This is a genomic window from Streptomyces sp. NPDC050535, from assembly GCF_044457665.1.
In the GTDB taxonomy this organism is placed as follows: Bacteria; Actinomycetota; Actinomycetes; order Streptomycetales; family Streptomycetaceae; genus Streptomyces.
In genome coordinates this window covers 77,602-91,675 of the sequence record NZ_JBITHE010000002.1, presented here as the reverse complement: position 1 = coordinate 91,675, position 14,074 = coordinate 77,602, and the positions used below count along the sequence as shown (strand labels likewise).

The 14,074-nt window shown below is 73.1% G+C and carries 12 protein-coding genes; 5 read left to right on the top strand and 7 right to left on the bottom strand.

Going from position 1 to position 14,074, the window contains the following annotated elements; genetic code table 11:
• Nucleotides 1-45 precede the first annotated feature (45 nt).
• From nirD to ACIBLC_RS05395, 3 genes are all read right to left on the bottom strand, one after another.
• Nucleotides 46-396, bottom strand: a complete 351-nt coding sequence (nirD, locus tag ACIBLC_RS05405; protein WP_399209369.1) for a nitrite reductase small subunit NirD — start codon at nt 394-396, stop codon at nt 46-48.
• The gene (gene nirB / locus ACIBLC_RS05400; RefSeq protein WP_399209881.1) at nt 393-2,936 is read right to left on the bottom strand and encodes a nitrite reductase large subunit NirB; all 2,544 of its coding nucleotides are present in this window, start codon (nt 2,934-2,936) and stop codon (nt 393-395) included. Before nirB ends, nirD begins: the two co-directional genes overlap by 4 nt.
• A 149-nt stretch (nt 2,937-3,085) precedes the next feature.
• The gene (locus tag ACIBLC_RS05395) at nt 3,086-4,339 is read right to left on the bottom strand and encodes an NAD(P)/FAD-dependent oxidoreductase (RefSeq protein ID WP_399209368.1); all 1,254 of its coding nucleotides are present in this window, start codon (nt 4,337-4,339) and stop codon (nt 3,086-3,088) included.
• A gap of 237 nt (nt 4,340-4,576) precedes the next feature.
• Here ACIBLC_RS05395 and ACIBLC_RS05390 point away from each other — a divergent pair, with 237 nt between their 5' ends.
• Nucleotides 4,577-5,359 carry a sulfite exporter TauE/SafE family protein gene (locus tag ACIBLC_RS05390; RefSeq protein ID WP_399209367.1) on the top strand — a complete coding sequence of 261 codons (783 nt, stop codon included), beginning with the start codon at nt 4,577-4,579 and terminating at the stop codon, nt 5,357-5,359.
• Between the two features lie 48 nt (nt 5,360-5,407).
• Here the strand turns inward: ACIBLC_RS05390 and ACIBLC_RS05385 are convergent, their stop codons facing one another.
• Nucleotides 5,408-6,043 (bottom strand): class F sortase, encoded by a 636-nt coding sequence (locus ACIBLC_RS05385; RefSeq protein WP_399209366.1) that lies wholly within the window; start codon nt 6,041-6,043, stop codon nt 5,408-5,410.
• 129 nt (nt 6,044-6,172) lie between these two features.
• Nucleotides 6,173-6,685 carry a hypothetical protein gene (locus tag ACIBLC_RS05380; RefSeq protein WP_399209365.1) on the bottom strand — a complete coding sequence of 171 codons (513 nt, stop codon included), beginning with the start codon at nt 6,683-6,685 and terminating at the stop codon, nt 6,173-6,175.
• Between the two features lie 392 nt (nt 6,686-7,077).
• Here ACIBLC_RS05380 and ACIBLC_RS05375 point away from each other — a divergent pair, with 392 nt between their 5' ends.
• The 3 genes from ACIBLC_RS05375 to ACIBLC_RS05365 all read left to right on the top strand — a co-directional run bounded on the left by ACIBLC_RS05375 (nt 7,078) and on the right by ACIBLC_RS05365 (nt 9,643).
• Entirely contained in the window at nt 7,078-7,767 is a 690-nt protein-coding gene (locus ACIBLC_RS05375; protein WP_399209364.1) for an NADPH-dependent FMN reductase, read from the top strand.
• A 141-nt stretch (nt 7,768-7,908) separates the two neighbouring features.
• The gene (locus tag ACIBLC_RS05370; RefSeq protein WP_399209363.1) at nt 7,909-8,817 is read left to right on the top strand and encodes a hypothetical protein; all 909 of its coding nucleotides are present in this window, start codon (nt 7,909-7,911) and stop codon (nt 8,815-8,817) included.
• Between the two features lie 76 nt (nt 8,818-8,893).
• On the top strand, nt 8,894-9,643 hold the full coding sequence (locus ACIBLC_RS05365) for a formylglycine-generating enzyme family protein (RefSeq protein ID WP_399209362.1): 750 nt from the start codon (nt 8,894-8,896) through the stop codon (nt 9,641-9,643).
• A gap of 10 nt (nt 9,644-9,653) precedes the next feature.
• Here ACIBLC_RS05365 and ACIBLC_RS05360 read toward each other — a convergent pair whose 3' ends face one another.
• Both ACIBLC_RS05360 and ACIBLC_RS05355 read right to left on the bottom strand, forming a co-directional pair.
• Complete coding sequence (locus ACIBLC_RS05360) at nt 9,654-11,867, bottom strand: molybdopterin oxidoreductase family protein (RefSeq protein WP_399209361.1); 2,214 nt, start codon at nt 11,865-11,867, stop codon at nt 9,654-9,656.
• A gap of 358 nt (nt 11,868-12,225) precedes the next feature.
• Complete coding sequence (locus ACIBLC_RS05355) at nt 12,226-12,942, bottom strand: vancomycin high temperature exclusion protein (protein ID WP_399209360.1); 717 nt, start codon at nt 12,940-12,942, stop codon at nt 12,226-12,228.
• A gap of 208 nt (nt 12,943-13,150) precedes the next feature.
• Here ACIBLC_RS05355 and ACIBLC_RS05350 point away from each other — a divergent pair, with 208 nt between their 5' ends.
• Entirely contained in the window at nt 13,151-14,071 is a 921-nt protein-coding gene (locus ACIBLC_RS05350) for a sirohydrochlorin chelatase (RefSeq protein WP_399209359.1), read from the top strand.
• Nucleotides 14,072-14,074: the final 3 nt, after the last annotated feature.

Below are 14,074 nucleotides of genomic sequence, written 5' to 3'. Positions count from 1 at the left end.
CCCGGGGCTTGCCGGGGTCTGGCCCTCCGGACCTCTCCCGACGCCTCAGGCCGCGCGCACCTCGTACACCGCCACCGAGACCTCCGGATCGTCCAGGCAGCGCCCCGACTCCAGGTCGAACCGCTGCTTCAGCAGGGGTGAGGCGACGAACACCCGGTCCCCGTGGCTGCCGGTGAGGCCGCGGGAGAGGACGGCCGCGCCGGTGAACGGGTCGCGGTTGTCGATGGCGTACGTGCGGCCCGCGCGGTCGCGGAACACCGCCACCTGACGACCGTCGGGGAGAAGCGCGGCGACACCGCGGCCCGGGATCAGCAGGGTCAGGTCACAGATCGTGAACCAGCCGTCATCCAGCAGGAGTTGGACCTTGAGCGCGGTCGTCTCGGGGGCCAGGGTCATCGCTGGGCGCTTCCTTCCAGGGGGCGGGTGCCGATGGTCAGCAGCGGCAGGTCGGGCTTGATCTGGTCGCGCTCGGGGACGAAGCCGACGACCGGGTCGGGGGTGTCGGGGGCGTTCACGAAGGACACGAACCGGGCCAGCTTCTCGGGGTCGTTGATGGTCTCGGCCCACTCGTCGCGGTACCCCGCCACATGCGCGGCCATCAGCGACTCCAGCTCCTCGCAGATCCCCAGCGAGTCGTCCACGACCACATCGCGTACGTGGTCCAGGCCGCCGGGGATCCGCTCCAGCCAGGTGGAGGTGCGCTCCAGCCGGTCGGCGGTGCGGATGTAGAACATCAGGAACCGGTCGATGAGGCGGACGAGTTCGGCGTCGGACAGGTCCTGTGCGAGGAGGTCCGCGTGGCGCGGGGTCGCGCCGCCGTTGCCGCCGACGTAGAGGTTCCAGCCGCCCGAGGTGGCGATGATGCCGAAGTCCTTGGACTGGGCCTCGGCGCACTCGCGGGCACACCCGGAGACGGCCGACTTGAGCTTGTGCGGGGAGCGGAGCCCTCGGTAGCGCAACTCCAGGTCGATGGCCATGCGGACCGAGTCCTGGACGCCGTAACGGCACCAGGTCTGGCCCACACAGGACTTCACCGTGCGCAGCGACTTCCCGTACGCGTGCCCCGACTCGAAGCCCGCGTCCACCAACCGGGACCAGATCAGCGGCAGTTGCTCGACCCGCGCGCCGAACATGTCGATGCGCTGACCGCCGGTGATCTTGGTGTAGAGGCCGAAGTCCCGGGCCACCTCGCCGATCACGATCAGTTTCTCGGGGTTGATCTCGCCGCCGGGGATGCGCGGCACGATCGAATAGGAGCCGTTCCGCTGGAGGTTGGCGAGGAAGTGGTCGTTGGTGTCCTGGAGCGCGGCCTGTTCGCCCTCCAGGACATAGCCGTTCGCGCCGATCGTCGGGGCGAGCGAGGCGATGATGGAGCCGACGGCGGGCTTGCAGATCTCGCAGCCGTCGCCGCCCCGGGCGCCCTCGCGGCCGTAGCGGTCCAGGAGGATCTGGTGCGAGGTGACGCGGAGGGCGAGGACGATCTCGTAGAGCTGCTCGCGGGTCTGCCCGAAGCAGCCGCACAGGCCGTGGTCGACCTCGACGCCGCTCGCCTCCAGCTCGTCGTTGACGAGCTGCCCGAGGACCTTCACACAACTGCCGCAGCCCGTCCCGGCCTTGGTGCACTTCTTTACCTCGGGCACGGTGGTGCAGGAGTGCTCGGTGACCGCGCCGCGGATCGTGCCCTTGGTGACGTTGTGGCAGGAGCAGATGACGGCGGAGTCGGGGAGCGCGGAGGGGCCGAGGGCGACCGGGGCGCCCGCGCCCGCCGGGAGGACCAGTTGCTCGGGGGCGATCGGCGGGACCGACCCCGTGAAGGCGCGCAGGGTGCCGTACGCGTCGGCGTCGCCGACCAGGATCCCGCCCAGCAGTTCGCCGCCACGGCCGATGACCAGCTTCTTGTACGTCCCGGAGCGTGAGTCGGAGTAGACGACGTCCAGGCAGTCCGCGGTGGCGCCGTGCGCGTCGCCGAAGGACGCGACGTCGACGCCGAGGAGCTTGAGCTTGGTGGAGAGGTCGGCGCCCGTGAAGCTCGCGTCGTCCGCGGCGATCGTGGCGGCGGCCGTCTCCGCCATCTCGTAGCCCGGCGCGACCAGTCCGTACACCCGGCCGTCCGCCGCCAGCGCGCACTCGCCGATCGCGAACACCCGCGGGTCCGAGGTGCGGCACTGCTCGTCGACCGAGATTCCGCCGCGCTCACCGACCGTGAGGCCCGTTTCGCGGGCCAGTTGGTCGCGCGGGCGCACACCCGCCGAGAACACCACGAGATCCGTGGCGAGTTGGGAGCCGTCGGACAGCTTCATGCCGGAGACGGCGCCGTCGTCGCCGACGACGATCTCCTGTGTGCCGGTGCCCGTGTGCACGGACAGGCCCATGTTCTCGATGGTGCGCAGCAGCGCCGTGCCGCCGCCGTCGTCGACCTGCACCGGCATCAGGCGCGGCGCGAACTCCACGATGTGCGTGGTCAGTCCGAGCCCCTTGAGCGCGCCGGCGGCCTCAAGCCCCAGCAGCCCGCCGCCCACGACGGCACCCGTGGTGGCACGCGCCTTCGCGTACTCCTCGATGGCGAGCAGGTCCTCGATCGTGCGGTACACGAAGCAGCCCTCGGCGTCCTTGCCCGGGACGGGAGGGACGAAGGGGTAGGAGCCGGTGGCCAGCACGAGGGTGTCGTACGCGACCACGAGACCGGAGCGGGCCGTCACCGTCCGCGCCTCCCGGTCGACCGTCTCGGCCGGGTCGCCGAGGTGCAGCTCGATACCGTGCTCGGCAATGAACTCACGGTCGGTGAGGGAGAGTTCGTCCGGTGTACGGCCCGAGAAGTACGAGGTGAGCTGGACCCGGTCGTAGGCCGGGCGGGGCTCCTCGCACAGCACGACCACACGGTGCGTGGCGGTCAGCCCGCGCCCGGCCAGCGCTTCGAGGAAACGCTGGCCCACCATGCCGTGGCCGACCAGCACGATGGTGTGCGCGGACGCGGACGCGGACGCCGACCCGTTGCCGTCGGTCGCGAGGGTGTGCGCGGACCCGATCCCGTCGGTCGCGTGCGCCGCCGTCATCGCGTTCGCCGCCTTCGTCGTGTCCGTGTGCATCAGGAGCCTCCGTCGTTGGTGAGCAGGTGGAGCAGCGGTGCGCCGTCCGCGGGGAGCGGTTCGGCTCCCTCCCAGGCGCGGGCGAGCGCGCCGACGGTGCCGAGTTCGCCTACGAGTACGCCGCCGACCACGCGGTCGTCGCGGACGACGACCTTGCGGTACGTACCGCGGGTCGCGTCGGCGAGCTGGACCACGTCGTCGCCGGGGCGGGCGTCGGGTTCGCCGAAGGCGGCGAGGTCGAGGAAGTCGGGTCCGGCCAGCGTGAGCCGGGTGACCGAGCGCGTGCCCGTGTACCGGACGCCCGCGTCACCGGCGATCAACTCCGCCAGTACGTCGGCCTGTTCGAGTGCGGGAGTCGCCAGCCCGTACACCGTGCCCGCGTGCTGCGCGCAGTCCCCGACGGCCCGGATGTGCGGGTCGGAGGTACGCAGTTCGTCGTCGACGAGGACGCCCTTGTGGACGGCGAGCCCGGCGTCCCGCGCGAGACCCACGCGAGGGTGCACCCCGCAGGCGAGGACGACGAGGTCGGCGTCGAGCGCGTACCCGTCGGCCATCTCGACCGAGCGCACCGCGCCGCCGACGCAGCGCACGTCACGCACCCGGCACTCGGTGTGCACCTCGACGCCCAGGTCGGTGAGATGCCGCCGGACCAGCCGGGACGCCGACGGATCGAGCTGGCGCTCCATGAGCCGCTCGCCCTGCTGGGCCAGCACCACCTGGGCGCCGCGCGCCGCCAGCGCGCGGGCGGCGGAGACACCGAGGAGACCGCCGCCGATCACCACCGCGCGGACACCCCGCCGTACCGCCTTCGACAGGCTCAGGCAGTCGTCCATGGTGCGGAACGCGTGCACGCCCTCGGGGAGTTCGTGCCGGCCCGGTTCCGCGAGGGTCGCGAACAGGCCGCGCAGGGGCGGGAGTACGGGGTTCGAACCGGTCGCGAGGACCAGCGTGTCGTAGGCGATCTCCGAGCCGTCGGCGCACTTCAGCGTGCGCGCGGCGCGGTCGATGCCGGTGACCTTCGCCCGGGTCAGCCCGTCCGGCGCGGGCAGGGCGATCACTTCGGGCGCGTACCGGCCCGCCAGTACCTCGGCGAGCAGGACCCGGTTGTACGGGCGGTGCTCCTCGTCGCCGACGAGCGTGACGGACACGCCGGGGCCCTCGGGCCCCACGGCACCGAGTTCACCCAGCCGCCGGGCGAGCCGTACGCCCGCGAGCCCGGCGCCGATCACCACCACACGCGTATTCGAGGTCATGACCGCAGCGTGCGGTGCCGGTGTTACCCGGCCGCATCCCGGCTGTTTCCCGGGGGGAACGCTGCGCTCAGCGACGGCCGAGGCCGGGTGTGAGGGTTTCGGGGCGGGGCCGACCGAACCCCCGGTCCCCGTGCGGGCACGATCGATTCCCGGCGGGCCGAACCCCAACCTCAGAAGACCCTCAAGCTTCCCGAGACCCATGGACGGCACATCCATCCCGTCCATAGGGTCGTGATCATGCCCGACATATCGCTGACCATGGTCGTCGTCCTCTGCGTCGCCTCGCTCGCGGCCGGCTGGATCGACGCGGTGGTGGGCGGTGGCGGGCTGCTCCTGCTTCCCGCGCTGCTGCTCGGACTGCCGGGCGGCACCTCGGCCGCGTACGCGCTCGGCACGAACAAGGCGGTCGCGATCGTCGGAACCACCGGCGCGGCGGTGACCTACGCGCGCAAGGCGCCGGTGGACGTGGGCACGGCCGTACGGATCGGGCTCGCGGCGCTCGCGGGTTCCACGGCGGGGGCGTTCGTCGCGGCGGGCATGAGCACCGACGTGCTGAAGCCCGTCGTCATGGTCGTCCTGCTCGGCGTCGGAGCCTTCGTCCTCTTCAAACCGGCCTTCGGCACGGCACCCTCGACGACCCCGGTCCCGCCGCGCCGCGTACTCGCCGCGATCGGACTCGCGGGCCTCGGCATCGGCTTCTACGACGGGCTGATCGGCCCCGGCACGGGCACGTTCCTCGTGCTCGCCCTCACCGCGCTCCTCCACCTCGACCTGGTGACCGCCTCCGCCACCGCCAAGATCGTCAACTGCTGCACCAACGTGGGCGCCCTCGCGACCTTCGCCTGGAAGGGCACGGTGTTCTGGCAGCTGGCCGCCCTGATGGCGGTCTTCAACCTGGTCGGCGGCATGGCCGGGGCGCACACGGCGCTCAAGAAGGGGAGCGGGTTCGTACGGGTCGTGCTGCTGACGGTGGTGTTCGCGCTGGTGGCGAATCTGGCGTACCAGGAGTGGATCGCGTGAGCCGTCCGTTGGTCCGTGTGAACCGTCCGAGCGTCCGCGTGCGGCGTCTCAGTGGCTGCCGGTGAGGTGGGCGAAGACGACCACGTTCCCCTGGTATCCCGTCGCCTTCGAGTACCCGCCGCCGCAGGTGATGACGCGCAGTTCGGGCCGGTGCGCGGCGCCGTAGACCTTCTCGTCGGGGAAGTCGTGGGCGTCGTACACCTCGATGGCGTCGACGGTGAAGACGGCCGTACCGCCGTCGCGCCGCTCCACCTCGATGCGGCTGCCCTTCTTCAGGGCGCCGAGGTCGTAGAAGACGGCGGGGCCCTCGGCGTTGTCGACGTGCCCGGCGACGATGGCGGTGCCCGTTTCCCCGGGGGTGGTGCCCGCCTCGTACCAGCCGGCGAGGTTCTTCTTCGCGGCGGGCGGGACGTCCAGGCTGCCCTGCGGGGTGAGGCCGAGGCCCATCAGCGGGGCGTTCACGTGGATCGAGGGGATGCGGACGCGGTCGGGCGGGGAGTGCGGCAGCGCCCGTGCCGCGGGTGCTCTCGCGGATCTCCCGGCCGGCTCCCCGGCGCCCGCCTGCGCGGCCGACGGCTGGGGCGGCGGGTGCGTCTCGGCGCCGCTGCGCAGCAGCCACGCGCCGGAGCAGAGGGCGAGGGCGGTGACGGAGGCTATGGCGATGTTGCTGACCCGGCTGCGCACGTGCGGCCTCCTCTCGGGTGTCCTCTCGGAGTCGGAGTGGTCCCCTTCCCCCTCCGGGCCGCGAGGGGCGTCGGGCCACGGAGGGGGAGAGGACTGCGGTACCGGCGGACGGACAGCGGAGGGTGTCCGTCAGATCCCGTCGCCTCTCGCCCGGCGATGCAGGAGCCAGGTACCGCCCGCGGCGGCGACGGCCAGCGCCGCCACTCCCGCCGCGGTCTGCACGGGGTCGGGGCCGAGTGCGCCGCCGACCCCCGTCTTCACATGTCCGCGCGGACTGACCGGTTCGCGCGTGGACGTCAGGGTCACCATCAGGTCTCCCTTGACCTGCCGGCCGCCCGGGCACTTCGCGACGATCTCGTACGTCCCCGGCTGCGCGCTCGGCGGCACCCGGAACCGTCCGATCACGTCCTCCTCGTGTGCGCTGGGCGCCAGCGTGAACGTGCCCGCGCCCACCGCGCTGGCGTCGCCCGTGCCGCCCGCGCCGCACGCGGCCGTGTTCACCGTGACGTCACCGCCGGGTACGACGGTGGACGGGTACACCTCGAGGCCGCCGGTGTCCCCGCCGTACGCGGGCGCGGCGGCGAGGCCCGCGGCGGCGACGGCGAGCGCGGTACCGGTCACCAGACGGGCTGTGCGTCGCATGGTTGCTTGCTCCTCCGAGGGGGCGCGGCCGGCGACACCCCCAAGTGCCGCTGCGTCGGTCGTGCCCCTGCCCTTACGAGGTAAGTGGCACATGGCCGCGCCCGCTTCCTGATGGAACGTCAGAAATGATGTGAACGGGTGTCGGACGGAGGACCCGGACGGGTGGGTTCGCCGGCATTCCGGCAGGTCACCGGGGTGCGACGGGGCGTCCCGGAAAAGAACCCGAAGGGCGGCGGGGCGGGGGTGTGAACGGGTGACCGGGGGCGGGGTGGGGGGGGAGTGTCCAAGGAGGGAGCGCCGAGGGGGCGCGGGCGCTGTCCCTGTCCCTGTCCCGTTTCGCTTCGCGAGCCGGGCTTGACCTCGACAAAGGTTGAGGTATGAGGCTGGCTGTCATGAAGACATCAACAGCTGATTCCCCTGCCCCCGCGCCGGCCCCCGATGTGCCCGCGTCCGCCCGCGACGCCTCGGCGCCCGCCCCCGATCCGGAAGCCGTCTCCCTCGCGGAGTCCGAGACCCCCGTACGGGTCGCCGTCGTCCTGGGCAGCAACCGCGAGGGCCGCTTCGGTCCCGTCGTGGCCGACTGGCTGCTCGGCCGGATCCGCGAGCGCGAGGACTTCCTGCCCGAGGTCGTCGACGTCGCCTCGGTCCTTCTCCCGACGACGATGTCGAGGACCCCCGGGGCGGCGGCCGAACTGGCCAAGGTCACCCCCGCCCTGGCCGCCGCCGACGCGTTCGTCGTCCTCACGCCCGAGTACAACCACTCCTTCCCCGCGGGCCTGAAGAATTTGATCGACTGGCACTACACCGAGTGGCGCGCCAAGCCCGTCGCCCTCGTCTCCTACGGCGGCCTCGCCGGTGGCCTCCGTGCCGCCGAACACCTCCGCCAGGTCTTCGCCGAACTCCACGCCGTGACGGTGCGCGACACGGTGTCGTTCCACGGCGCGGGTGCGGCGTTCGACGAGGAGGGGCACCCCCGGGACTCCGCGGGCCCGGCGGCGGCTGCCGAGGTGATGCTCAGTCAGCTCGCCTGGTGGGCAAGGGCGTTGCGGGAGGCGAGGAGTAAGCGCCCTTATGTGGGGTGAGCGTGGGGCGGGCGCCCTGGCCGACCGGTTCGGCTCGGGTGCCCGCCCGCATGTGTGTAACGGCCAACTGGCAGTATGCGGCGGCAGCGGCAGGTGAGCCGAGAGGGCCCGTGGCCCGCTTACTGGCAGGGGGGAACAACCATGACGACGCACGTCGCGGAAGCTCAGCGGGATCCGCGGTCCGGTGCCGGCCCGGCGCGTGAGCGCGGGCTCGGGCGCGGTCCCGTGGTGCGGGCCCTGCTGTTCGCGGCTACAGCGCTCGTCGCCGGGGCGACGGGCGTGGCCTGCACCCTGCTCTACCAGAGGTTCACCGCTCCGGACACGTCCGCCGTCGACGCCCAGGCCGCAGAGCTGGCCCAGGACCTCCGCGAGGACCTGACCGCCGGTTTCTACTCGGGGGGAAAGACCTACGGTGGCCAGTTCACCGAGGGCACGATCGTCGCCCAGGTCCAGGAACACGGCGGGGCGCTGCTCAGCGCCGGTACGGCGAAGGGCGGGTCGCCCGGCGCGAGCGTGCACACCGCGCAGGTGGTGCTGGGACTGGTGCCGCCCGGCGCGGAGACCGTCGACCCGGCCGCCTATCCCGTCCGCTGCTACCGCTACACGTTCGGCCTCGGCGCGTACAGCGTGAAGAGGTCCGCGATGACCTGCCCGGCCTCGCGGACCGACGGCAGGCCCGGCAGCCTCGCCGCAGAACTGGGCGTGCTGCTCGCACAGCGGTCCACCGGCGCGCACGCGTACCGGGCCATGGCGGCCGACGGATACCCGCACACCCCGCAGGGAGCCACGGACTTTCTGCGGGACCGAGGGCTGGTGGCCGTCGCGGACACCGTGACCAAGCTGTCCGGCCAGGCCGTCGGCGCCGACGTGTACGTCCTCGCCCTGCGCGTCAACGGTGCCTGCCACTACCTGCGGATGGACTCCTCGTCCACCGCGTCCCGCCTGATACCGCTGTGGGCCGCTCCGGCGGACGAACAGCGGGCCTGCGATGTTCGGCAGGCGGTAACAGCCGCCGCCCTGTACGGCATTGACCCGGCGAAGGCGGGGTGACCGCCAACGCCCGGAAGGCACAGGCCCGTTGCCCGAGAGGGGCGAGGCGCCGGCACGTCGATAGGATGGCCCGTCCATGGACACGCGCGCAGGTTACGACCACATGATCGCCGTCCCACCGGGGCAGGTCCGGCTCTCCGACCGCCGCACCCAGCGCACCTGGTCGGTCGAACTCGCGCCCTACCGGCTCGCGGCGTTCCCCGTGACGCGAGAGTTGTACGCGGAGATCACCGGCCGGCTGACAGCCGGGGCCCCGGAGGACCGCTTCCCCGAAGACGGCCTCCCCGTCGAGAGCGTCTCCTGGTGGGACGCCGTCCGGTTCTGCAACGCCCTGTCCCGGCGCGACGGCCTCGCACCCGCCTACGAACTCCCCTCCGAGGGCGAGGACGGGCGGGACGGGAAGGGCGGGGAGAACACCGAGAGCATCGCCAAGGACATCGCCGACATCGCGTGGAACGAGTCCGCCGACGGCTACCGACTGCCGACCGAGGCCGAGTGGGAGCACGCCTGCCGCGCCGGCACGACCGGCCCCCGCTACGGACCGCTCGACGAGATCGCCTGGTACCGCGACAACTCCCACGACCGACTCCACGCCGTGGGCGGCAAACGCCCCAACCCCTGGGGCCTGCACGACATGCTCGGCAACGTCTGGGAGTGGTGCTGGGACATCTACGACCCCGAGGTCTACGGCACCTACCGCGTCCTGCGCGGCGGCGGTTGGTTCGACGAGCACTGGAGCTGCCGCTCCTCCGTACGACGCCGCAGCCACCCGACCTTCCAGGTCGACGACGTGGGGTTCCGCGTGGCACGTTCGCCCGGGAACTGACCGACCCGGCTCAGGCCGGTGATTCCGGAGCGGGGGCACCGGGTGCGAGCGACTCCACCCGCACCGCGCACGTCTTGAACTCCGGCATCCGTGAGGTCGGGTCGAGGGCCGGGTTGGTCAGGTTGTTGGCGCGGCCCTCGCCCGGCCAGTGGAAGGGCATGAAGACGGTGTCGGGCCGGATGGCGCGGGTGATCCGGGCCGGTGCGACGGCGCGTCCGCGCCGGGAGACCACGGCGACGGGATCGCCCTCGCCCGCCCCCACCCGCGCGGCCAGCCGCGGGTGCATCTCCACGAACGGTCCGGGCGCCGCGGCGTTCAGCTCGTCGACGCGACGCGTCTGGGCACCCGACTGGTACTGGGCGACCACCCGCCCGGTGGTCAGCAGCACCGGGTACTCCTCGTCCGGCTCCTCGGCCGCCGGCCGATGGGACACCGACACGAACCGCGCCCGCCCGTCCTCGGTGGCGAACCGGTCGAGAAAGAGCCGCGGAGTGCCGGGGTGCACCCCGGCCCGGCTCTCCTCGCCACCGGCGAGACCCGCCGCCGGGTGCGCGGGTTCGTCCGCTGCCGGGTCCACTGGACCGTGCGCCGCCGGTTCGCCCGCGGCGCCCACCGCCTCACCCCCCGGGCAGGGCCAGAACACCCCCGACTCCTCCGCCAGTCGCCGGTAGGTGATCCCGGAGTAGTCCGCAGGGCCGCCCGCGCTGGCCCTGCGCAACTCCTCGAAGACCTCCTCCGGATCCTTGGGGAAGCCCTTCTCCACGCCCAGCCGGGCGGCCAGTTCGTGCAGGACGTCCAGGTCGCTGCGTACGTTGTCGGGAGGAGTGATGGCCCGGCGGCGCAGCAGGACGCGGCCCTCCAGGCTGGTCGTGGTGCCCGTCTCCTCGGCCCACTGGGTGACCGGGAGGACGACGTCGGCGAGGGCGGCCGTCTCGGAGAGGACGACGTCGGCGACGGCGAGGAAGTCCAGTGACTTCAGGCGCTGTTCGATGTGGGCGGCCCGGGGCGCGGACACCACCGGGTTCGAGCCCATCAGCAGCAGCGAGCGGATGTCCGTACCCATCGCGTCGAGGAGTTCGTACGCGCTGCGCCCGGGCCCCGGCAGCGAGTCCGGGTCGACGCCCCACACCTCGGCCACATGGCGGCGCGCCGCGGGATCGGTCAGCTTGCGGTACCCGGGCAACTGGTCGGCCTTCTGGCCGTGTTCGCGCCCGCCCTGGCCGTTGCCCTGCCCGGTGAGGCAGCCGTACCCGGACAGTGGACGCCCCGAACGCCCGGTCGCCAGACAGAGGTTGATCCACGCGCCCACGGTGTCGGTGCCCTTGGACTGCTGCTCCGGCCCGCGCGCGGTCAGCACCATGGCGGCCTCCGGCGCGCAGAACAGCCGTACGGCTGCCCGGAGTTCGGGCACGGACACCCCCGTGATCCGTTCGACGTACTCCGGCCAGTGCGCCATCGCCGCCGCCCGTGCCTCCTCCCAGCCGCTCGTACGTTCCTGGAGGTACGCCTCGTCCGTGCGCCCCTCCGCCACGATCAGGTGGAGCATCCCCAGCGCGAGCGCCAGGTCGGTACCGGGGCGCGGGGCCAGGTGCAGATCCGCCTGCTCGGCCGTGCGGGTGCGGCGCGGGTCGATGACGATGAGCGTGCCGCCGTTCTCCCTCAGCTCGGTGAGGTAGCGCAGCGCGGGCGGCATCGTCTCGGCGAGGTTGGAGCCGACGAGGATCACACAGCCGGTCTTCGGGATGTCCTCCAGGGGGAAGGGCAGCCCCCGGTCGAGTCCGAAGGCCTTGATGCCGGCCGCCGCCGCGGACGACATGCAGAAACGCCCGTTGTAGTCGATCTGCGAGGTGCGCAGGACGACCCGGGCGAACTTCCCGAGCGCGTACGCCTTCTCGTTCGTGAGCCCGCCCCCGCCGAACACCCCGCACGCGTCCGGGCCGTGTTCCGTCCTCGTGCGGGACAGCCCCTCGGCGATCCGGTCGAGCGCCTCGTCCCAGCTCGCGGGTTCGAGGGTGCCCGCCCGCCGGACCAGCGGCGAGGTCAGCCGCACCCGGGACGACAGCAGCGCGGGCGCGGTGCGGCCCTTGCCGCACAGCGCGCCCCGGTTCACCGGGAAGTCCGCGCGCTCCGTCACCTCGACGCCTCCGTCGGGCGTGGGCGTCAGGTTCATCCCGCACTGCAGGGCGCAGTACGGGCAGTGGGTGGGCGTCACGGTGGTCTGCATACCGGTCAGCGTGCGTCGGGAGTGTTACGGAGCGAGGCGACAGGCGTTACACCGCCGGGCCGAACACCTCCCGTCGGTGCGGCAGCCACCGTGAGGCCGACCGCGAACACCCTCCGCCCCCGCCGTCTGCCGGGTCCCCGTGCCCGCCGGGTCCCCGCGTCCGCGACTCGCAGGTCCCCCCGCCCTGCCTGCGAGCGTCCCCCGCGCCCGCCGCCTGTCTGTTCCCGCGTCTGCCCGCTCCCCGCACCGGCGACTTGCGCGTCTCCCGCGCCCGCTGCCCGTCGGCTCCCCGTGCCCGCGACCTGCGTATCCCCGCACCCGCCGCCAGGCGGTCCCCCGCTCGCCGGTCCCCGTCCCCCTACCCCTCCGTCCCCAACGCCCGCGCGATCCCCGGTTCCTTGGGTCCCAGGAACCGGGGATCGGGCTTGAACGCCGCGTCCAGTGCCGCCTTCCCCGCCGCGAGGATCTCCCGGGCGCCCCCGTAGTACCAGGTCACGTCGTGTTCGGCGGCGACGCCCACGCCGTACGACTCGACGCCTGCCGCCTCGCACAGGGCGACGGCGCGGCGGATGTGGAAGCCCTGGCTGATCAGCACGGCCCGGTCGACCCCGAAGATCTTCTTGGCGCGCACGCAGGAGTCCCAGGTGTCGAAGCCCGCGTAGTCGCTGACGATGTGACCGTCGGGCACGCCGTGTTCGGTCAGGTACGTGCGCATCGCGTCCGGTTCGTCGTAGTCCTCGCGGCTGTTGTCGCCGGTGACGAGGACGACCTTCACGCGGCCCGCCCGGTACAGCTCGGCCGCCGCGTCGAGGCGGTTGGCGAGGTAGGGGGACGGTTCGCCCTCCCACAGACCGGCGCCGAAGACGACGGCCACCTCGGTACGCGGGGCGTCCGCCGCCGTCCGCAGCCGGTCGCCCGTCACGACGTACATCCAGGTCGCCGGAAGCAGCGCGAGCACACACAGGAGCACGACGCCCTGCACGGCCCGCCGTTGCCCGGCACGCGTGCGCGGCAGACGCAAGCGAGGCAGCCGCAGACGCGGCAGACGCGGCTTCGGCAGCTTCAGGTGACGCATCGGGCGGTCCCTCCCCAGGTGGCCTCGACCTGGAGGACGCGTCGAACAGTGATCCGGTTCACGTCCGCGGCGTGACCAGCTTCACTCGGCGCCACGCGGACGCAGGTCACAGCGGCTCACACCCGCCCGCACCCCGCGGTGAACCCCCGGAAAAGACCCGTCATACCCGCGCAACGGCGAGGCAACCTCGTACCGTCAGGATCGGCCCATGAAGGCGTCGAACCCAGCACGCGACGAGTCCTCGTCCAGCCCCGGTGGCCCACGGCCACTCGACGGCGCCCACCTCGACAGTACGGCGCAACTCATGAACGCGATCACCAGCAGGCTCGGCGGTCAGCTCAGCCTCGTCGCGCCGAACGGCGCGCGCCGCCCCGCACCGCCCGCCCTCGTCCTCGTGGCGCACGGCAGCCGCGACCCACGCGCGCTGAGCACCGTACGCACCCTGATCGAACGGATCCGGGAGCTGCGCCCTCACCTGCCCGTGCGCCTCGGGCACATCGAGCTGAACGAGCCGCTGCTGCCCGACACACTCGCCGCGCTGCACGCCGAGGGGACCGGCGAGGCGGTCCTCGTGCCGCTGCTGCTCAGCCGCGGCCACCACGTCGGGCGCGACATCCCCGAGGCCGCGGCGGCCGCCCCCGCCCCGCTCCGCCTGCGCGTCGCCGGCCCGCTCGGCCCGCACCCGCTGCTCGTGGAGACCCTGTACGCGCGGCTCGTCGAGGCCGGCTGGCGGACCCACCTGAGTGACCCGGACCGCCGGGCGAGCGGCGTCGTCCTCGCCGCCGCCGGGTCCCGCGCCCCCGACGCCGCCGTCGACACCCGCCGCACCGCCCGCCTCCTCGCCGAGCGCCTGGGCGTTCCGGTCCTCGCGGCGTACGCCTCCGCCGCCACGCCCACCGTCCCCGCCGCCGTGCGCGCGATGGCCGCCCGGGGCCGCCACCGGATCGCCGTCGCCTCCTACTTCACCGCCCCCGGCCGCTTCGCCACCGAGTGCGCCGCGGCCGCTCCCTGGATCACCGCCGAGCCACTCGGCGACCACCCGGCGATGGCCCGCCTCGTCCTGCACCGCTACGACCAGGCCCGCGCGCTCCCCGAGCCCGTCGCGGAGCGCGCGCTGGCCACCGCCTGAAAG